Source organism: Streptomyces sp. P5F9 (assembly GCF_057961495.1).
This window is the reverse complement of the sequence record NZ_JBXVPZ010000151.1, coordinates 1-20,481: the sequence shown is the minus strand read 5'-3', so window position 1 is coordinate 20,481 and position 20,481 is coordinate 1. Positions and strand designations below refer to the sequence as shown.

Annotated in this window: 16 protein-coding genes; 10 read left to right on the top strand and 6 right to left on the bottom strand. The window is 68.7% G+C overall.

Translation table 11 applies throughout. The features are described 5' to 3' along the window. Positions 1-207: 207 nt before the first annotated feature. Together AC31A1_RS23830 and glxA are read left to right on the top strand one after the other, a co-directional pair. The gene (locus AC31A1_RS23830) at positions 208-1,992 is read left to right on the top strand and encodes a glycosyltransferase family 2 protein (RefSeq protein WP_489655263.1); all 1,785 of its coding nucleotides are present in this window, start codon (positions 208-210) and stop codon (positions 1,990-1,992) included. Positions 1,993-1,995: 3 nt separating this feature from the next. Next, positions 1,996-3,951, top strand: coding sequence for a radical copper oxidase GlxA (glxA, locus tag AC31A1_RS23825; protein ID WP_489655261.1), 1,956 nt, complete (start codon positions 1,996-1,998; stop codon positions 3,949-3,951). Positions 3,952-3,969: 18 nt separating this feature from the next. Here the strand turns inward: glxA and AC31A1_RS23820 are convergent, their stop codons facing one another. Next, positions 3,970-4,962: a glycoside hydrolase family 6 protein gene (locus AC31A1_RS23820; RefSeq protein WP_489655260.1), complete on the bottom strand. Its 993-nt coding sequence runs from the start codon at positions 4,960-4,962 to the stop codon at positions 3,970-3,972. Positions 4,963-5,149: 187 nt separating this feature from the next. Between AC31A1_RS23820 and AC31A1_RS23815 the strand changes: the two genes are divergently transcribed. From AC31A1_RS23815 to icmA, 3 genes are all read left to right on the top strand, one after another. Beyond that, positions 5,150-5,659, top strand: a complete 510-nt coding sequence (locus AC31A1_RS23815) for a MarR family winged helix-turn-helix transcriptional regulator (protein ID WP_489655259.1) — start codon at positions 5,150-5,152, stop codon at positions 5,657-5,659. A gap of 56 nt (positions 5,660-5,715) precedes the next feature. Further along, positions 5,716-6,054, top strand: coding sequence for a DUF3817 domain-containing protein (locus AC31A1_RS23810; RefSeq protein ID WP_393762696.1), 339 nt, complete (start codon positions 5,716-5,718; stop codon positions 6,052-6,054). An 84-nt stretch (positions 6,055-6,138) separates the two neighbouring features. Continuing rightward, positions 6,139-7,839, top strand: a complete 1,701-nt coding sequence (gene icmA, locus AC31A1_RS23805) for a coenzyme B12-dependent isobutyryl-CoA mutase large subunit (RefSeq protein WP_489655258.1) — start codon at positions 6,139-6,141, stop codon at positions 7,837-7,839. Positions 7,840-8,186: 347 nt separating this feature from the next. On the opposite strand, the gene AC31A1_RS23800 is transcribed toward icmA, so the two are convergent. Then, complete coding sequence (locus AC31A1_RS23800) at positions 8,187-8,813, bottom strand: TetR/AcrR family transcriptional regulator (RefSeq protein ID WP_489655257.1); 627 nt, start codon at positions 8,811-8,813, stop codon at positions 8,187-8,189. Between the two features lie 214 nt (positions 8,814-9,027). Between AC31A1_RS23800 and AC31A1_RS23795 the strand changes: the two genes are divergently transcribed. The 4 genes from AC31A1_RS23795 to AC31A1_RS23780 all read left to right on the top strand — a co-directional run bounded on the left by AC31A1_RS23795 (position 9,028) and on the right by AC31A1_RS23780 (position 13,358). Continuing rightward, positions 9,028-10,005, top strand: coding sequence for a tetratricopeptide repeat protein (locus AC31A1_RS23795; RefSeq protein ID WP_489655256.1), 978 nt, complete (start codon positions 9,028-9,030; stop codon positions 10,003-10,005). A 646-nt stretch (positions 10,006-10,651) separates the two neighbouring features. Then, entirely contained in the window at positions 10,652-11,287 is a 636-nt protein-coding gene (locus AC31A1_RS23790; protein ID WP_489655255.1) for a DUF6230 family protein, read from the top strand. 117 nt (positions 11,288-11,404) lie between these two features. Further along, on the top strand, positions 11,405-12,034 hold the full coding sequence (locus tag AC31A1_RS23785; RefSeq protein WP_489655254.1) for a DUF6114 domain-containing protein: 630 nt from the start codon (positions 11,405-11,407) through the stop codon (positions 12,032-12,034). Beyond that, positions 12,024-13,358: a hypothetical protein gene (locus tag AC31A1_RS23780; protein ID WP_489655253.1), complete on the top strand. Its 1,335-nt coding sequence runs from the start codon at positions 12,024-12,026 to the stop codon at positions 13,356-13,358. Before AC31A1_RS23785 ends, AC31A1_RS23780 begins: the two co-directional genes overlap by 11 nt. A gap of 99 nt (positions 13,359-13,457) precedes the next feature. Here AC31A1_RS23780 and pyk read toward each other — a convergent pair whose 3' ends face one another. From pyk to pta, 3 genes are all read right to left on the bottom strand, one after another. Further along, the gene (gene pyk, locus AC31A1_RS23775; protein ID WP_489655252.1) at positions 13,458-14,888 is read right to left on the bottom strand and encodes a pyruvate kinase; all 1,431 of its coding nucleotides are present in this window, start codon (positions 14,886-14,888) and stop codon (positions 13,458-13,460) included. A 73-nt stretch (positions 14,889-14,961) separates the two neighbouring features. After that, a complete protein-coding gene (locus AC31A1_RS23770) occupies positions 14,962-16,185 on the bottom strand; it encodes an acetate kinase (protein ID WP_489655251.1) in 1,224 nt (407 codons plus the stop codon). Beyond that, complete coding sequence (gene pta / locus AC31A1_RS23765) at positions 16,182-18,308, bottom strand: phosphate acetyltransferase (protein WP_489655250.1); 2,127 nt, start codon at positions 18,306-18,308, stop codon at positions 16,182-16,184. The genes AC31A1_RS23770 and pta overlap by 4 nt, the downstream gene beginning before the upstream one ends. 249 nt (positions 18,309-18,557) lie before the next feature. Between pta and AC31A1_RS23760 the strand changes: the two genes are divergently transcribed. Next, complete coding sequence (locus tag AC31A1_RS23760; protein WP_033285452.1) at positions 18,558-19,583, top strand: ATP-dependent 6-phosphofructokinase; 1,026 nt, start codon at positions 18,558-18,560, stop codon at positions 19,581-19,583. An 81-nt stretch (positions 19,584-19,664) separates the two neighbouring features. Here the strand turns inward: AC31A1_RS23760 and AC31A1_RS23755 are convergent, their stop codons facing one another. Further along, on the bottom strand, positions 19,665-20,294 hold the full coding sequence (locus AC31A1_RS23755; RefSeq protein WP_489655262.1) for an XRE family transcriptional regulator: 630 nt from the start codon (positions 20,292-20,294) through the stop codon (positions 19,665-19,667). Positions 20,295-20,481: the final 187 nt, after the last annotated feature.

The window sequence follows — 20,481 nt, the reverse complement described above, 5'->3', positions numbered from 1 at the left end:
CACCTGCTCCACCCCCGAAGCCCATCTGCTCCGCCGCCGAAGGCACCCGCTCCACCGCCGGAGGCAACTCCCACCCACCTGGACGCGCCCAGTTCGACATGCCCCTATATGTCCACTTGTGTGTGGGTATCGGCCCGGTCGATGTTCGGAACCCAACCGTTCCTCGCTCCCCGGGCGTCGATCACTCCTCAATCATTGGAGGGCACTGTGCGGCCGGAGGGCTACGACTACGACACCTACAGCCGGCTGGCCGGACCGCTCACGGAGCCGTCCGGTGCGTCGTACCAGGTGCAGTACAACTCGCTCCTCTCGCGCGAGCCCCACCGAATACGCGCTGTCCTCCTGATGAGCCTCGCCCCGGTGCTCACCGCCGCCCTGCTCGTCTATCTCGTCTGGCCCTCCCACTGGGTCGAGCGCGAGGGCGGTCAGGAGTGGATGGTCGGGCTCGACGTCACGATGCTGATAGCCATCGGTCTCATCGAACTGTTCATGGTCGTCAACGTCGCCTCCGTCGCCCACGCCACGCTGGTCGCCCGCGACCCGATCCCCGTCGTCCCCGCCCCCGGCACCCGCGTCGCCTTCCTCACCACGTACGTCCCGGGCAAGGAACCCCTCTCCATGGTCCGCGCGACTCTCGAAGGTGCGGTCAATGTGACCCACACCGGCCCGGTTGACGTCTGGCTCCTCGACGAAGGTGACGACGAGCAAGCCAAGGCCCTGTGCGCCGAGTTGGGCGTACGGCACTTCACGCGGCACGGAGTTCCCGAGTGGAACCGCCCCAAGGGTGTCCACAAGGCCCGTACGAAGCACGGGAATTACAACGCCTGGATCGCCATGCACGGCGGCGACTACGAGTTCTTCGCCTCTGTCGACACCGACCACGTGCCGCTCCCCAACTTCCTTGAGCGGATGATGGGTTACTTCCGAGACCCGGACGTGGCCTTCGTCGTAGGACCGCAGGTGTACGGGAACTACCACAACCCCGTCACCAAGGCCGCCGAGTCGCAGCAGTTCCTCTTCCACGCGCTGATCCAGCGCGCCGGCAACCGCTACCGCGCACCCATGTTCGTCGGCACCAACAACGTCGTACGGATCGCCGCCGTCAAGCAGATCGGCGGGCTGTACGACTCCATCACCGAGGACATGGCCACCGGCTTCGAGCTGCATCGGCACCGCAATCCCCTGACGCGTACGCACTGGCGGTCCGTCTACACCCCGGACGTGCTCGCCGTGGGGGAGGGGCCGGCCTCCTGGACCGACTTCTTCACGCAGCAGATGCGGTGGTCGCGCGGGACGTACGAGACGCTGATCAAGCAGTACTGGAAGGCGCCGTTCACGATGCCTCCGGGGCGGCTGTTCTCGTACACGCTGATGCTCGTCTACTACCCGATGACGGCCGTCAACTGGCTGCTGGGCATCATGAGTTGCTTCCTGTTCCTGTGGTTCGGGGCGTCCGGTACGCAGGTCGCCGCGTCGGTGTGGCTGATGCTCTACAGCGATGCGGCCGCGCTTCAGATCGGGCTCTATCTCTGGAACCGGCGGCACAATGTCTCCCCGCACGAGCCCGAGGGGTCGGGCGGGCTGGCCGGCATGGCGATGTCGGCGCTCTCCGCGCCCATCTATCTGAAGTCCTTCGGTGAGGCGCTCATCCGCCGTCCCAGCCGGTTCGTCGTCACGCCCAAGGGCGGCGACGCCAGCCCTGACCGGGTGATGACCTTCCGCATCCATCTCTTCTGGGCGATCCTCCTGGCCACCTCGCTGGCCGCCTCGGTCGTCCTCGACCACACCCACGCGGCCATGCGCACCTGGGCCGTCCTCGCGATGGTCATCTCCCTTGCCCCGATGGGGGTTTGGGCCGGTTCACGGTTCAGAGAGCGCCGGGAACAGCGGTCGCTGCTCGGCGTGGCGCGCACCCTCGACACCGCCGAGCCCGCGCTCGCCACCACCGGGGCGGGTCCGTCCGTCTCCAGCACCACGACAGGGGGCAACTAGACCATGGCCTTCCAGCCGTCCCAGAAAACCAGGAAGACCGTCCTCGGCATCGGCGGCATCGCCGTCCTGGCCGGTCTCAACGCCCCGGCCGCCCTCGACTTCGCCGGCGAGCAGTACCACGAGTACAAGATCACCCGGCCCGAGTACATGGCCAAGTACGGCTCCTGGGACCAGATCGACATCCCGAAGGAGTACCGCACCAACGCCATCCACGCCTCGCTGCTGCATACCGGCAAGGTGCTGATCGTGGCCGGGTCGGGCAACGAGCAGAAGAAGTTCAACGCCGGGTCCTTCGACACCGTGCTGTGGGACCCGAAGGCGAACACCTTCAAGAAGATCCCGACCCCGGTCGACTTCTTCTGCGGCGGACACAGCCAACTCCCCAGCGGCAACCTGCTGGTGGCCGGCGGCACCGCCCGCTACGAACTCCTCGACGGCGAGGTCAAGCGGGCCGGCGGCGGTATGCGCGTCAAGAACGAGAACCCCAACAAGGCGATGTTCCTCAAGAAGGGCACCGTCTTCCGCTCACCGGCCGGCGTCGACTACATCAGCAAGTTCGACGTCACCGTCCCCAAGGCCAAGCGCGAGTTCAAGGTGACGTACAACGCCCGCGGTGTGATGCAGCCCTGGCAGACGAAGGTCACCGCGAGCGAGGTCCGCGTCTTCGTCGAGGCCGCCGAGCCGGGCCCGATGTCGGTCACCGAGAACCAGGCGCAGTACGACATCGTCGGCCTCAAGGGCAAGGACGCGAACAACACGTACGGCCTCTCCGAGAAGATCACCCTGGAGAAGCAGGACTACCAAGGCATCCGCGCCGCCTACGAGTTCGACCCGAAGGCGGAGCGGTACATCCCCGTCGACCCGATGGAGAAGGCCCGCTGGTACCCGACCCTCGTCGGCCTCGACGACGGCCGCGTCCTCGCCGTCTCCGGCCTCGACGACGTCGGCGTCATCGACCAGGGCGACAACGAGATCTACGACCCGAAGACCAAGAAGTGGACCCCGGGCCCCAAGCGCTACTTCCCCACCTACCCGGCCCTCTTCCTCACCAAGGGCGGCAAGCTCTTCTACCCGGCCTCCAACGCCGGCTACGGACCCGCCAACAAGGGCCGTGAGCCGGGTATTTGGGACCTGAAGACCAACAAGTTCACCACGGTCGCCGGACTGCGCGACCCCGACGAGACCGAGACCTCGTCCTCCCTCCTCCTGCCGCCCGCCCAGGACCAGAAGGTGATGATCCTCGGCGGCGGAGGCGTCGGCGAGTCCAAGAAGTCGACCCCGCGTACGGCTGTAGTCGACTTGAAGCAGGACAGCCCGGTCTTCAAGGACGGCCCCAACCTCCCCCAGGGCACCCGGTACTTGAACAGCGTGATCATGCCGGACGACTCGGTCTTCACCACCAACGGCTCCTCGGACTACCGCGGCCGCAGCGCCAGCAACATCTTCAAGGCGCAGTTCTACGACCCGAAGGGCAACGCCTTCCGCGAGGCCGCCGCCCCGATGGTCGGCCGCAACTACCACTCCGAGGCACTGCTGTTGCCCGACGGCAGAGTCGTCACGTTCGGTTCCGACCCGCTCTTCGACGACCAGGCCAACACCAAACTGGGCCACTTCGAGCAGCGCATGGAGATCTTCACCCCGCCCGCGCTGCACAAGAACGGCACCAACAGGCCCGTACTGCAGGACGGTCCGGAGACCCTGGACCGGCACCACCGCGCGACCTTCCGCACAGACCACCCCGAACGGGTCGTCAAGGCCCGTCTGATGCGGCCGAGTTCGGTCACGCACACGACGGACGTCGAGCAGCGCTCCATCGAACTCGGCCTCGTCAAGGACGGCAAGTCGGTGACGGTGGACGTCCCCAAGGACCAGGCACTGGTGCCGCCCGGCTGGTACATGCTCTTCGTGACGGACGCGCAGGGCACGCCCTCGGAGGCCAAGTGGATTCAGGTGCAGTGACGTTGGTCGACTGCTGCTCTATGCCTTGGAGTTGCGTGCCAGTTCCAGGGCGTACTCCGGCCACCACTGCCCGGCGTCCGGACCGCCCTCGCAGGTGCCGTCCGAGGCGCCGGGCCGCTTGATCCACAGAAAGGCGTCCAGGGACTGTTCGCCGGTGTCGGTGGTCGGGCGAGTGCCCAGGCCCCGGCCCGGCGGGTTGCACCAGGCGCCGGGCAGCGGCCCGTTGCCGTTGCGGCTGGTGTCGACGACGAAGTGCTTGCCGCCGAGGTCCCGCGACAGCTGGACGCCGTACTTCTTCGTCACCGCGTCCGTCTGGAAGTTGGAGACGTTGAGGGAGAACCCGTCGGCCTCCTCGACCCCGGCCCGCTTCAACGGCTCCACGAGCTTCGAAGAGTCCTGAATCCAGGACGGGTTGCCCGCGTCGAGATACACCTTCGTCCCCGACTGCTGCTTCAGCCGGACGACCGCCTCGCTCAGCAACTGCTCCCGCTCGCCCTGGTATTCGCCGGGCGTGCACCCGTCCACCATGTGCGCGACGGCGTCGGGCTCCAGCACCACGAGCGCCTTCGCGTCGCCCAGCGCCTCGGCGAACTTCCCGATCCACGCCCGGTAGGCATCGGCGTCCTCCGCCCCGCCGGCCGAGTGCTGACCGCAGTCGCGGTGCGGAATGTCGTACGCGACGAAGACCGCCGTGCGTCCTTCCTGACGCGCGGCAGCGGTCGCCGCCCTGATCACCGGGCCGGGGTCGATCTCACCGGCCGGCCACAGCGCGGTCGGCTCGTCGGCGATCCGCTTGAGCAGGGCGGCGTCCTGCTTGCGCCCCTCCCGCTCCCACATCTGGATCTGCTCGGCCGCCGGGCTCGCCGGGTCGACCCAGAAGGTCATGTCGCCGGCCGGCCCCTTGGACCGGGCACCGGCGACGGAGGCCTCGTCGACGTCGGACGCGGACGAACAGCCCACCGCGAGCCCGAGGACCGCGAGCGCCGCGAACGTGCGGATCAGCCGGGACATGCTGCTCCCTTGCGCCAGGGGGACATTCAGTGACAATCAGTCAGTAATCCTGGCACAAGCCGCACGGCCCGCCCGGATACGACACCGGGCACACGGGTACGGCTCCGAGGGGCCTCGCGTAACCTCCCGGGACCGATGGGCGAGACGGGGCTGACCACGATGTGACCGGCCGGTAAGGTCTGGTGCCGTGCCAAAGCCGCTCAGTCTTCCTTTCGACCCCATCGCCCGCGCCGACGAACACTGGAAACAGCGCTGGGGGAACGTGCCGTCCATGGCCGCCATCACCTCGATCATGCGGGCGCAGCAGATCCTGCTCGCCGAGGTCGACGCGGTCGTCAAGCCGTACGGACTGACCTTCGCGCGCTATGAGGCACTCGTGCTGCTCACCTTCTCCAAGGCGGGCGAGCTGCCGATGTCCAAGATCGGCGAGCGGCTCATGGTGCACCCCACGTCCGTGACGAATACCGTGGACCGCCTGGTCAGGTCCGGTCTCGTCGCCAAGCGCCCCAATCCCAACGACGGCCGCGGCACCCTCGCCTCCATCACCGACAAGGGCCGCGAGGTCTGCGACGCGGCCACGCGTGACCTGATGGAGATGGACTTCGGGCTCGGCGCCTACGACGCCGAGGAGTGCGGGGAGATCTTCGCGATGCTGCGGCCGCTCCGGGTCGCCGCGGAGGACTTCGACGAGGAGTGACCCGGGCCGCCGCCCCGGGGAAAGATCGCCCGGAACGGGTGGTTACGCTCGTCCTCATGAAAAAGAGCGTGTTCACCCGCTACCGCGTTTTGGCGTACACCACGGGTGTGCTGCTGGTCCTGCTCTGCCTGAGCATGATCGCCAAGTACCTCCTGAAGATCGACGGCGCCGGGAGCTTCACCGAGGTCGTCGCCATCGCGCATGGCTGGCTGTACGTCGTGTACCTCCTCTTCGCCTTCGACCTGGGCTCCAAGGCGAAGTGGCCGGTCGGGAAGCAGCTGTGGGTGCTCCTCGCGGGCACGATTCCGACGGCCGCGTTCTTCGTTGAGCGGAAGGTCAGCCACGAGCTTGAGGGGCACTTCGCCGAGCCGGCTCCGGTCGCCGCGAAGGTCTGAGCCTCACCGCTTCCACCGCCGTACGAGTTGCGTACGGCGGTATCCCATCGACATTTACTAGGACGTCCTAGTAAATTCGAGGGTATGGACGCTGACGCCATCGCAGAGGGCCGCCGACGCTGGCAGGCCCGTTTCGACGCCGCACGCACGCGTGAGGCCGATTTCACCACGCTCTCCGGTGATCCCGTCGAGCCGGTGTACGGGCCTCGCCCCGGGGACACGTACGACGGCTTCGAGCGGATCGGGTGGCCCGGGGAGTACCCCTACACGCGCGGGCTGTACGCGACGGGCTACCGGGGGCGGACGTGGACCATCCGGCAGTTCGCCGGATTCGGGAACGCCGAGCAGACCAACGAGCGGTACAAGAAGATCCTCGCCAACGGCGGCGGAGGCCTCTCCGTGGCCTTCGACATGCCGACCCTGATGGGCCGCGACTCCGACGACCCGCGCTCGCTCGGCGAGGTCGGCCACTGCGGGGTCGCCATCGACTCCGCCGCCGACATGGAGGTCCTCTTCAAGGGCATCCCGCTGGGTGACGTCACGACGTCGATGACGATCAGTGGGCCGGCCGTCCCCGTCTTCTGCATGTACCTCGTGGCGGCCGAGCGGCAGGGCGTCGACCCGGCCGTCCTCAACGGCACGCTCCAGACGGACATCTTCAAGGAGTACATCGCGCAGAAGGAGTGGCTCTTCCAGCCCGAGCCGCACCTGCGCCTCATCGGCGACCTCATGGAGTACTGCGCGACCGGCATCCCCGCCTACAAGCCGCTGTCGGTCTCCGGCTACCACATCCGCGAGGCCGGTTCCACGGCCGCGCAGGAGCTCGCGTACACGCTGGCGGACGGCTTCGGGTACGTCGAACTCGGCCTGTCCCGGGGCCTGGACGTGGACGTCTTCGCGCCCGGCCTGTCCTTCTTCTTCGACGCGCACGTCGACTTCTTCGAGGAGATCGCCAAGTTCCGTGCCGCGCGCCGCATTTGGGCCCGCTGGATGCGGGACGTCTACGGCGCGCGGTCCGAGAAGGCCCAGTGGCTGCGCTTCCACACCCAGACCGCCGGCGTCTCGCTGACCGCGCAGCAGCCGTACAACAACGTGGTGCGTACGGCCGTGGAAGCGCTCGCGGCCGTGCTCGGCGGGACCAACTCGCTGCACACCAACGCCCTGGACGAGACCCTCGCGCTGCCCAGTGAGCAGGCCGCGGAGATCGCGCTGCGCACGCAGCAGGTGCTGATGGAGGAGACCGGGGTCGCCAACGTGGCGGATCCGCTGGGTGGTTCGTGGTACGTCGAGCAGCTCACCGACCGGATCGAGGCGGACGCCGAGAAGATCTTCGAGCAGATCCGGGAGCGGGGGCTGCGGGCCCACCCGGACGGACAGCACCCGATCGGGCCGATCACCTCCGGCATCCTGCGCGGCATCGAGGACGGCTGGTTCACCGGCGAGATCGCCGAGGCCGCGTTCCAGTACCAGCGGTCCGTCGAGAAGGGCGACAAGCGGGTCGTCGGCGTCAATGTGCACCACGGCTCCGTGACCGGCGACCTGGAGATCCTCCGCGTCAGCCACGAGGTGGAGCGGGACCAGATCCAGGAGCTGGGCGCACGCAAGGGCGTACGGGACGAGACGGCCGTGGCGGCGGCCCTGGACGCGATGCTCGCGGCCGCGCGGGACGGGTCCAACATGATCGGCCCGATGCTGGACGCGGCGCGGGCGGAGGCGACGCTGGGGGAGATCTGCGGGGTGCTGCGGGACGAGTGGGGGGTCTACACCGAGCCCGCAGGCTTCTAAGGCGGGTCCGGCGGAGCAGGTCGCGGAGGATTGGCGGGGCCCGGTCGGCGCCGGTGACCGGGGCCCGGCGCGTGAGGCTGCGAGGCGGAGGTGGGCGGAGCCGAGGCGGGGGAGTCGGTGCCGGATGACAGCGCCGCAGGTGCGCGTGCGGGGCTTGACGCCTGCGGAGGTGGGCGGAGCCGGGAGCGCGGGGAGTCGCGGCGGCTGACGGCTGCGTCTCGGGTGTGCGTGCCAGGCCCTGCGACTGCGGAGTTGGGCGGAGCCGGGAGTGGGGTCGTGGCCGATGGCAGTGCCTCGGACGTGTGTGTCAGGTTCCGTGGGCGTGACCGGATCCCGCCTGGCAGGTTCTAGGGGTTGCTGAGTGACGTCAGGCCGAGCAGGAGGACCTGGGTGAAGCTGTGGACCCACTCCTCGTCGGCCGGTTCCGCGCTCACCAGGGTGCGGTGGACGACCGCGCCCGCGACCACGTCGAAGATGAGGTCGGCCGTGCGGGCGGCTTCCTGGGGGTCGGTCTCCGGGGGGAGTTCGCCGCGTGCCTGGGCCCGTGCCCTGCCCTCCAGGACCAGGCATTTCTGGCGGTCGACGATCGACTCGCGGATGCGGTCCCGCAGGGCGTCGTCGTGGATCGATTCGGCTACCACCGCCATCAGGCCGCTCTTCGCCTCCGGGCGGGCCAGGATCGCCGCGAACTGGAGGACCACGCCCTCGATGTCGGCGGCCAGCGTGCCCCGGTCGGGGAGGTGGAGTTCGTCGAAGAGTTCCGCCACCGCGTCGACGACGAGTTCGTTCTTGCCTGCCCAGCGGCGGTAGAGGGTGGTTTTCGCAACCCCCGCGCGCGTGGCGACGTCTCCCAACGTGAGCTTGGACCAGCCGAGTTCGACCAGGGCCTCCCGGGTCGCCGCCAGGATCGCGGTGTCCGCGGTGGTGCTGCGGGGGCGTCCCGCGGCGCGTGGGGCGGGAGTGCTGCTCTGCATCCCTTGACCATAACCGGCGGTTCCTGTGGTGCAGTGAGGGAGATCACCGGGTATCTGTATCCGGGAGGGGGCCGGTGCTATTACGCTACGGGTCGTAGCGTAACCACTGGGCGCGGGGTGGGGACCCGGCGCCGAACAGCTCACAACAGGCTTGCGACAGACCGGCTTTCACAACACTTTTCATTCACACGCGCGGACGGGGGAGGATAGACGCATGCAGCCACGGAACATGTCCATGAGCGGAGTCGTCGACCTCGCCGCGGTGAAGGCGGCCCAGGAGGCCAAGGTCAAGGCGGAGCAGGCGCGCGCCGAGACCGCCCGGCAGGGCGGCGGCGGTGCCGTCTCCCCGGCCGACCTGGTGATCGACGTAGATGAGGCGGGGTTCGAGAGCGAGGTCCTGCAGCGGTCCACCGAGGTCCCGGTCGTCATCGACTTCTGGGCCGAGTGGTGCGAGCCGTGCAAGCAGCTGAGCCCGCTCCTGGAGCGGCTCGCGCTTGATTACAACGGACGCTTCGTCCTTGCCAAGATCGACGTCGACGCCAACCAGATGCTGATGCAGCAGTTCGGGGTGCAGGGCATCCCGGCCGTCTTCGCGGTGGTCGCCGGCCAGGCGCTGCCGCTCTTCCAGGGGGCCGCCGCCGAGCCGCAGGTCCGGCAGACCCTCGACCAGCTGATCCAGGTCGCCGAGCAGCGCTTCGGCCTGACCGGGCTGGCCGTCGACCCCGACGCCGCGCCGGGCGACCGGCCCGAGGCCGTTGCCGAGGTGCCGGCGGGACCGTACGACGCGCTGCTCGAAGCCGCCGTGCAGGCCCTGGACGCGGGGGACTTCGGCGGGGCCGTGCAGGCGTACAAGAACGTGCTGAGCGACGACCCGGGCAACTCCGAGGCCAAACTGGGGCTCGCCCAGGCCGAGTTGCTGCACCGTGTCTCGACGCTCGACCCGCAGCAGGTGCGCACCGAGGCCGCCGAGAAGCCGGGTGACGTGCCCGCGCAGATCGCCGCCGCCGACCTGGATCTGGTGGGCGGTCATGTCGAGGACGCCTTCAGCCGGCTGATCGACACCGTGCGGCGCACGGTGGGTGACGACCGGGATGCCGTACGGCTGCGGCTGCTGGAGCTGTTCGAGGTCGTCGGGGCCGATGACCCCAGGGTGACGGCGGCCCGGCGGGCACTGGCGCGGGCGCTGTTCTGAGCGGGGCGCGGGGCCGGTTCTGACCAGTCGGTAAACCTCGTGACCTGTGATGCCGAAGTGAAAGATTTGCCGACGGACTGTCACTGCGGCCGCGCTTTACCAAAACTTGGTAATCGCGGCCGCTGTTACTTGGAGTAAGTCGAGGGCGTTGATCTGTCGGATTCCGCCCGGGTGTCAACTGATTTGTCCTGGCCCACGATGACACCCAGCGTCGTCGACCGATACCGGCGGGTCGTTGTTCGGTTATCCGGCCGTTACTACCCAGTAACGAAGCCCCTTGTGCGGGCGGCGAGAATGCACCACGATCGGCGACGCTCGGTCCATTTCCGTACCCCGACAGCCGGTCGGGCCGACGGGGTTTCCTGGGTCCCCACCGAGTAGAGCCGGAAACAATGGAGTCGGCTCTTGGGCAGGGGGGTCTTCGCCGCACGGCGGAGCCTGTCCAGCAAGGTTGTGCGTGATGTGCGTCAGGCGCGACCAGTGGTTGTCGCTCGGGGGTGATCGCCGGTGATCGGTGCGCGGTTCGCGCCTCCGAGGACGGGCGCTCCCCTTCCCGAGGACGTAGCACTTCTCCCATCCCTGCCCGGCTGAGCCGCCAATAGGGGGCAGTCAGGGCCAGGAGATGTACGTCCGAGAAGGAGGAAATATGGAGTCCCAGGTGCGTGGCGGGACGAGATGGAAGCGCTTCGCTGTGGTCATGGTGCCCAGCGTCGCCGCTACGGCGTGTATAGGTGTCGCCCTCGCGCAGGGTGCTCTCGCCGCGTCATTCAGCGTTTCGGGTCAGTCGTTCAAGGTGACGGCGGACAAGCTCCAGGGCACGGGCTTCGTGCAGTACGGGGCGATCGACTCGGGCTACAACCTCGACGGCAGCAAGACGGCTCACCCCGTCGCCGTCTCGGGGTTCAAGTCCGCCGAGATCACGAACATGTGCCAGTCCGTGGTCACCCCGAACATCCCGCTGCTCGGCTCCGTCAGCCTGACGCTGACGGCGGGCGGCAGCGGTACGCCGGTCGAGGCCGACAACCTCTACATCGACGTTGCCGACCTCGGTGCCGACGCGACGTTCAACAACATCAACATCGGCGTCGCGGCCGGGAGTTCCACCAAGGGTCCCGGTATGAAGGGCGGCAGTGAAGCTGCCAACCCGTACGGGTTCGCCCAGGAGGCCGACTCGGCCACTCTGACCGACGTGAAGCAGACGGCGTGGGCCACCACTGCCGGAACCTTCAAGCTCAGCGGGCTGAAGATGTCGGTCAAGACCGGCACCCACGAGTGCTACTAGGCACTTGACGGCGGGCGGGGGAGCCGGTGGCGCCCCCGCCCGTCCACCTTCCACCAGCGCCTTCACACAAGGTGCAACTCTCCACCACAGCAACGCCGTACCAGGGAGCTGTTTTCCATGAGCGCCGAGACTCCTGCCGCAGCCGGCCAGTTCGCCCGCCGGAGGCTGCAGTTTCGTGCCTGGCGTGGCACGAGGCCGTTCTGGGCCGGTCTGTTCGTCATGCTCGGCGGACTCCCGATCGCCTACTTCCCGTACGCACATCTCCAGGTGGGCCATCTGACGCTGGCGATGGCCACCACCGCGGGCGCCGGGTCCCTGATCATCGGCGTACTGCTGGTCGTCCTGGGCTTCAGCCTCTGGTTCCAGAAGCACGTGCGCACCTTCGCGGGTGTCGCGGCGATCCTGCTGGCGCTGGTGTCCATCCCCGTGTCCAACCTCGGCGGCTTCCTGATCGGCTTCCTCCTCGCCATGGTCGGCGGGGCGCTGGCCGTGTCGTGGGCGCCGGGCGCACCGCCGGAGCCGCAGGCGCTGCAGGACGTCGCACAGGGAGAGGGCGGCGCCCCCGCCGAGGCCGCACCGTACGAGGCGGCGCCGCACGACTCCGCGTCGTACTACGCCAAGCCTCAGGAGCCCGCGCCGTACGAGCCCGCGCCGTACGAGTCCGCCGACGGTACGGACGAGCCGAACGATCTGTCAGGAACGAGCCCGGTGAACAACGGGGCGAACGGGAGGCACAGTGCCGGCTGACGAGGTGACCCACGGGACTGATGTGGACGAGTCCCGTGTGAGAACCGGGCCGCGGCATGCGGCACCCAAGAAGCCGCTGTTCACCAGGCTCCACATGCCCGCCGGCAAGGCGATAGCCACGGTGGCGATGCCGACCGCCGTGATCATGGGGATGGGCTTCACGTCCTCCCTCGCCCTCGCCGACAACGGATCGACGACCTCACCGTCGTCGAAGAGCCTGACGGCCGACGAGTACAAGGACTGTGTCGCCGCCCTCGCCGGCACGACGGCAAGCCCCTCGGCGACGCCGTCCACGTCCGCGAGCGAGTCCGCCGGCTCGTCCAAGGACGACGCGACGCCCTCGGCCACGGCCACCGGCGACGCGGACTCCGGCACGAAGGACTCGGGCAAGGGATCTTCGGGTTCGTCGGATTCAGGTTCCGACGACACGGCCACGCCCACGCCGTCCGCGAGCAAGTCGGCGGATTCGAGCGGTTCGTCGAGCGGTACCGCCACCGCGACGCCCTCGGCGTCCGCGAGCGGCGGCGGCCTGCTGGACAGCATCGGCGACGCCATCACCGGGATTCTCACCGGCGGTTCGTCGAGCTCCGACTCCACGGCGAGCGCCACCCCGACGCCGACCGCGTCCGCCTCGGCGAGCGCCACGAAGGACGCCTCCTCGGACGGCTCCTCCAACGTGTCCGACACCGTCAAGGACACGACGAAGAAGGTCACCGACACGGTGAACGACACCGTGAAGGACACGACCGACACGGCGTCCAAGGCGGCCAAGGACACCACCAAGGCGGCCGAGGACGCGGCTTCGGCCACGGCCACCCCGAGCCCGTCCGCGAGCGCGAGCGCCGACACCTCGGACTGCCCGGTCGCCACGGACGACACCAGCGGCGTCGACAACAAGGTGCTGCTGCCGGACGACCCGTGGTACCTGAACGCCAGCTCGCTGCTGCTCAAGGGTGCCGACTACCAGGGTGTCGTCGAGGTGAAGACCGCCAGCGGCAAGGTCAAGAAGGTCCTGAAGTACGTCATCTCCGGCGGGACCGACATCGGCGACCTGCACCAGACGGTGAACGACAAGCAGTCCGGCAAGACCTACCACGTGCAGGCGGCCGCCGGCTCGACGTCCACCATCCGCGACGGCGACACCGTGATGTACACGGAGTCCATCTCGGGCAACCTGTTCGGTCTGATTCCGATCACGTTCGACCCGGACAACCCGCCGCCGCTGAACATCCCGTTGATCTACTTCACCAACGTGAAGGTGGTCCAGGCCGGCCAGTTCGGCGGCACGCTGACCGTCCCCGGTCTGCACAGCTACCAGAACTGAGCCGCCCCACAAGCCCGTTCGGGAGCCGCGCACAAAACTGAGGGCGCCCCCTGTCGCAGGGGGCGCCCTCAGCGCCGTACAAGAGCCTTCAGCGGTGCGTCAGTCGCGCTCGCCGCCGCCGAGGTGGTGGACGCGGAGCATGTTCGTGGTGCCGGGGACGCCGGGGGGCGAGCCGGCGGTGATGATGAGGGTGTCGCCCGGGTTGAAGCGGTTGATCTTGGCGATCTCCGCGTCGACCATGTCGACCATCTCGTCGGTGCTGTTCACGAACGGCACGACGTGCGACTCCACGCCCCAGCTGAGCGTCAGCTGGTTGCGGGTGCCCTCGTCCATCGTGAAGGCGACGATCGGCTGGGAGGCGCGGTAGCGGGACAGGCGGCGGGCGGTGTCACCGGACTGCGTGAAGGCCACCAGGGCCCGGCCGCCGAGGAAGTCGGCGATCTCGCACGCGGCACGCGCGATCGAACCACCCTGTGTCCGCGGCTTCTTGCCCGGCACGAGCGGCTGGAGGCCCTTGCTGAGCAGCTCCTCCTCGGCCGCGACGACGATCTTCGACATCGTCTGCACGGTCTCGATCGGGTAGGCGCCGACCGAGGACTCGGCGGACAGCATGACCGCGTCCGCGCCGTCCAGGATCGCGTTGGCCACGTCGGAGGCTTCGGCGCGCGTGGGGCGGGAGTTGGTGATCATCGACTCCATCATCTGGGTCGCCACGATCACCGGCTTGGCGTTGCGCCGGCACAGCTCCACGAGGCGCTTCTGCACCATCGGGACCTTCTCCAGCGGGTACTCGACGGCGAGGTCGCCGCGGGCCACCATCACCGCGTCGAACGCCGCGACCACGGCCTCCATGTTGGCGACCGCCTGCGGCTTCTCCACCTTGGCGATGACGGGGACCCGGCGGCCCTCCTCGTCCATCACCTTGTGGACGTCGTACACGTCGCTCGCGTCGCGCACGAAGGACAGGGCGACCATGTCGCAGCCCATCCGCAGCGCGAAGCGCAGGTCCTCGACGTCCTTCTCGGACAGCGCGGGCACGTTGACCGCCGCGCCGGGCAGGTTGATGCCCTTGTGGTCGGAGATGACGCCGCCCTCGATGACGATCGTCTTCACGCGGGGGCCCTCGACGCTCAGGACCTTCAGCTCGACGTTGCCGTCGTTGATCAGGATCTGGTCGCCTCGGGTGACGTCACCGGGCAGGCCCTTGTACGTCGTCCCGCAGATGGTCTTGTCGCCCTGGACGTCCTCGGTGGTGATGGTGAACTCGTCACCGCGCACCAGCTCGACGGGACCCTCCGCGAAGGTCTCCAGGCGGATCTTCGGGCCCTGCAGGTCGGCGAGGACGCCGATGGCACGGCCGGTCTCCTTGGCCGCGGCACGGACGCGGTCGTACCGCCCCTGGTGCTCGGCGTGGGTGCCATGGCTGAAATTGAAGCGGGCCACATTCATGCCGGCCTCGATCAGCGACACGAGTTGTTCGTGGGAGTCGACCGCGGGGCCGAGAGTACAGACGATTTTCGAACGGCGCATGGGACGATCCTATCGGTTTGTTTCGCTACGGAATATTCCGTCTGGCGGAAGATACAAATGGGCGGGCATGCGCTCAGGCGTTGTAATTTCCGACCAGTGCATAGGTCTGTGTGGCGATCTCCAATTCCTCGTCCGTCGGCACCACCGCGACCGCGACCCGCCCGGACGCGGGCGAGATCAGCCGCGGCTCGTCACTCCGTACGGCGTTCAGCGCCCCGTCGACCTCCAGCCCCAGCAGCTCCAGGCCCGCGACGGCGGCCTCCCGCACGGCGCCCGCGTTCTCCCCGACCCCCGCGGTGAAGGCGACCGCGTCCACCGTGCCGAGTACCGCGCAGTAGGCACCGATGTACTTCTTCAATCGGTGAATGTAGATGTCGAAGGCCAGTTCCGCCTGTTCGTCACCCTCGTCGATCCGGCGCCGGATCTCGCGCATGTCGTTGTCCCCGCACAACCCGATCAGACCGCTCCTCTTGTTGAGAAGAGTGTCGATCTCATCGGTGGACATTTCGCCAACACGCATCAAATGGAAGATGACGGCCGGATCCAGGTCTCCCGACCGCGTCCCCATCACCAGCCCCTCCAACGGCGTCAGCCCCATGGAGGTGTCCACACACCGCCCACCCCGCACGGCCGAGGCGGACGCCCCGTTCCCGAGGTGCAGCACGATGACGTTGACGTCCTCGGGCGCCTTCCCCAGCAGCTTCGCCGTCGCCCGCGACACATAGGCGTGCGAGGTCCCGTGGAACCCGTACCGCCGGATCCGGTACGCGTCCGCGGTCGCCACGTCGATCGCGTACCGCGCGGCCGACTCCGGCATCGTCGTGTGGAACGCCGTGTCGAACACGGCCACCTGCGGCAGATCGGGCCGCAGCGCCATCGCGGTCCGGATCCCGACGAGGTTCGCCGGATTGTGCAACGGCGCGACAGGGATGAGCCGTTCGATCTCGGCGAGCACGGCGTCGTCGATGACAGTCGGTTCGGTGAAGACCAGCCCACCGTGCACGACCCGATGCCCGATGGCCGCCAACTCCGGTGAATCCAGCCCGAGTCCGTCCTTGGACAGCTCCTCCGCCACGGCCTTCAGAGCGGCCTCGTGATCGGGGACCGGCCCGGAGGACTCCCGTACGGCACCGGTCGTGACGCAGGTGTGCTTGAACCGGGAGGTCTCCTCGCCGATCCGCTCGACGAGTCCTACGGCGAGACGGGTGGCGGCCGCCATGTCGAGCAGCTGGTACTTCACCGACGAGGAGCCGGAGTTGAGGACGAGGACACGCGTCGGGGCGGGGGCGGGGCTCACTGGGCGGTTGCTTTCTCAGTCGGAGGTGCGGTCGGAGGTGCGGTCGGGGGCACGGCGGGGGACTGCGCCTGGATCGCCGTGATGGCGACGGTGTTGACGATGTCCGAGACGAGGGCGCCCCGGGACAGGTCGTTGACCGGCTTGCGCAGCCCCTGAAGCACCGGCCCGACCGCGATCGCGCCGGCCGAACGCTGCACGGCCTTGTAGGTGTTGTTGCCGGTGTTCAGGTCGGGGAAGATCAACACGCTTGCCTGGCCGGCGACTTCGGACTCCGGCATCTTGGTGGCGGCGACACTCGGCTCGACGGCGGCGTCGTACTGGATCGGCCCCTCGATGCGCAGGTCGGCCCGCCGCAGCCGGACCAGTTCGGTCGCCTCGCGCACCTTGTCGACGTCGGCGCCCGAGCCGGACGTACCGGTGGAGTACGACAGCATCGCGATCCGGGCCGGGACGCCGAACTGCTCGGCGGTGGTGGCCGATTGGACGGCGATGTCGGCCAACTGCTCCGCGTTCGGGTCGGGGTTGACCGCGCAGTCGCCGTACACCAGGACCTTGTCGGCGAGGCACATGAAGAAGACGGACGAGACGATGTCGGCGTCCGGCTTGGTCTTGATGATCTCGAAGGCGGGGCGGATGGTCGCGGCCGTGGAGTGCACGGCGCCGGAGACCATGCCGTCGGCGAGGCCCTCCTGCACCATCAGGGTGCCGAAGTAGTTCACGTCGGCGACGACGTCGTAGGCGAGTTCGACGGTGACGCCCTTGTGGGCGCGGAGCTTGGCGTACTTCTCGGCGAAGCGGTCGCGGAGTTCGGAGGTGTGCGGGTCGATCAGCTGGGCCGCGGTGAGGTCGATGCCGAGGTCGGCGGCCTTCTTGCGGATCTGGTCCTCGGGGCCGAGGAGGGTCAACTCGCAGACACCGCGCCGCAACAGCACCTCGGCGGCGTGCAGGACGCGGGCTTCGGTGCCCTCGGGGAGGACGATCCGGCGCTTGTCGGAGCGGGCCCGCTCCAGGAGCGTGTGCTCGAACATCATCGGGGTGAGCCGGTCGCTGCTCGGCGCGGAGACGCGCTTGAGGAGGTCGCCGGTGTCGACGTACCGCTCGAAGAGGCCGAGCGCGGTCTCCGCCTTGCGCGGGGTGGCCGCGTTCAACTTCCCCTCCAGGGAGAAGAGTTCGGCGGCGGTGGGGAAGGACGTGCCGGCCACGGAGACCACCGGGGTGCCGGGCGCGAGCCGCGCGGCGAGGGTGAGGATGCCGTGGCTCGGCACTTCGTTCAGGGTGAGCAGGACGCCGGCTATCGGCGGGGTGCCGGCGCTGTGCGCGGCGAGGGCGCCGATGACGAGGTCCGCGCGGTCGCCGGGGGTGACGACGAGACAGCCCGGGGTCAGCGCGTTGAGGAAGTTGGGCAGCATCGCGCCGCCGAAGACGAAGTCGAGCGCGTCCCGGGCGAGCCCGGAGTCGTCTCCGAGGATGACCTTGCCGCCGAGGGCGTGGGTGATCTGGGCGACGGTCGGCGCGGAGAGGGCGGGCTCGTCCGGGACCACGTAGCAGGGCACCGGCAGCCGGGTGGTGAGGCGCTGCGCGATCTCCTCCCGGTCCTCGCGGGCGACCCGGTTGGTGACCATGGCGAGGACGTCGCAGCCGAGGCCGTCGTAGGCGCGATAGGCGTTGCGCGTCTCCGCGAGCACGGACTCGGGGGTCTGCTTGCGGCCGCCGACGACGGGGATCACGGACGCGCCGAACTCGTTCGCGAGGCGGGCGTTGAGGGACAGCTCGTCCGGGAACTGGGTGTCCGCGTAGTCGGTGCCCAGGACGAGGACGACGTCGTAGTCACGCGCGACGAGATGGAACCGGTCGACAAGGGTCGACACCAGCTCATCCGTCCCCTGCTCGGCCTGGAGTGCGGAGGCCTCGTGGTAGTCCATGCCGTAGACGGTCGCGGGGTCCTGGGAGAGCCGGTAACGCGCACGCAGCAATTCGAACAGACGATCGGGGCCGTCGTGGACGAGGGGCCGGAACACCCCCACCCGGTCGACCTGCCGGGTCAGGAGTTCCATGACCCCCAGCTCGACGACCTGACGGCCGTCGCCGCGGTCGATCCCGGTCACGTACACGCTGCGGGTCACGCGTGGTCTCTCCTTCTGGCGGTTTCTGGCAGTGCGTTTCGGCTTCTGGGCAGTGCGTTTCGGTTTCTGGTGAGTGCGTTTCGGCGGTCATGAAAATCGCCCACCCGATGTGACCGGAACCCTCTTGACAGTACCTCCGGGGGTGGATAGGGCGCCCGTCAGTCCGGGGGGAAGCGGCGATGCCCTGAGGGACGTGAAACAATCGGATTCGGCTCACCGGTGTCAACAGCGAGCAGGAGACACAGCACGATGCGTATCGGAGTTCTCACCGCAGGCGGCGACTGCCCCGGCCTGAACGCCGTGATCCGGTCGGTCGTGCACCGAGCGGTCGACAACTACGGCGATGAGGTCATCGGCTTCGAGGACGGCTACGCCGGACTGCTCGACGGCCGTTACCGCACCCTCGACCTCGACGCGGTCAGCGGCATCCTCGCCCGCGGCGGCACGATCCTCGGCTCGTCACGACTGGAGCGGGACCGCCTCCGCGAGGCCTGCGAGAACGCGCTGGACATCGCGCGGGACTTCGGGATCGACGCGCTGATCCCGATCGGAGGGGAGGGGACTCTGACGGCGGCGCGCATGCTGAGCGACGCCGGTCTGCCGGTCGTAGGAGTCCCCAAGACGATCGACAACGACATCTCGTCGACGGACCGGACGTTCGGCTTCGACACGGCGGTCGGGGTCGCGACGGAGGCGATGGACCGCCTGAAGACGACGGCGGAGTCGCACCAGCGGGTGATGGTCGTCGAGGTCATGGGCCGGCACGCGGGCTGGATCGCCCTGGAGTCCGGGATGGCGGCGGGCGCCCACGGCATCTGCCTGCCCGAGCGCCCCTTCGACCCGGCCGACCTGGTCAAGATGGTCGAGGAACGCTTCGCCCGCGGCAAGAAGTTCGCCGTCGTGTGCGTGGCCGAGGGCGCGCACCCCGCCGAGGGTTCCATGGACTACAACAAGGGCGAGATCGACCAGTTCGGCCACGAGCGCTTCCAGGGCATCGGCACGGCGCTGGCCTACGAGTTGGAGCGCCGCCTCGGCAAGGAGGCCAAGCCGGTCATCCTCGGCCACATCCAGCGCGGCGGCGTGCCGACCGCGTACGACCGGGTGCTGGCGACCCGCTTCGGCTGGCACGCGGTGGAGGCCGCGCACCAGGGGGAGTTCGGGCGGATGACCGCGTTGCGGGGGACGGACGTGGTGATGGTGCCGCTGGCTGAGGCGGTCACCGAGCTGAAGACGGTGCCGAAGGACCGGATGGACGAGGCGGAGTCGGTTTTCTAGCCGTCTTTCCAGCCGTCCTTCTTTGCATTCGGTGCGGTGAGCTTGGGCTTGGGCTCGGGCTCGGATTTTGGTGCGGGGTGCTCAGTACGTACTCCTCTCGACCATGGACCAGAACCGGCTGATGATCTGGTCGAGGAAGTCACGGCCGGCCTCGCCCGCCTCGACGGCGGAGTGGCCGCCGCCCCAGGTCAGGGTGGCGACCATCTGCGCCTGGTAGTCCTCGTGCAACTCCTGGAGGGAGTCCTCCAGGAGCCGCCGGTCCAGGGGCACCATCTTGCCGATCGGGCGTACGTACGCCTGCCACCGCGTCGTCATCGCGCTGCGCAGCAGCTCCGCGAGGCGGATGTCGCGCCCGGTGACGCTGATGAAGTCGGGCAGCGAGAGGTCGAACAGATCGGCGAGCGCGGAGGACTGGCGCTCGGTCCCGTGCCACTGGTCGTGCTCCTCCATCCGCAGATACGCGAGGAGTTCGAGCCCGACGGCCCGCGCGACGTCCTCCGGCGCGAGGCCGCGCGCGAGGCGATGCTCACGCAGCGTGCGTGGCCTGCCGACGAGTTCGGCCGGGGAGCACCACAACACGCCCGAGAGTGCGGTGAGTTCGGGACCGGAGGGCGCGGTGAGCCCACGCTCCCAGGCGATGACCAGGTCAGGCGTGACGTAAGGGAGCCCGTACGAGGCACGCATGCCGTACGCGACGTGTTCCGGGCCCATGTTGAGCGCGGTTCGGAGCCGGTGGGCGGCGGGCGCGTTGAACGGCGGAGTGGGCGGTGTCGGCGGCGTGGACTGGCTGGGTTGAGCAGGGGGTCGGCGCACGGGCCACAAGCTAGGGGCGCCTGAGTGCGGTGACTACGGTCTGTTCGGCCAGGATTACGGATTGTAGGAACGTACGGATTGGGTC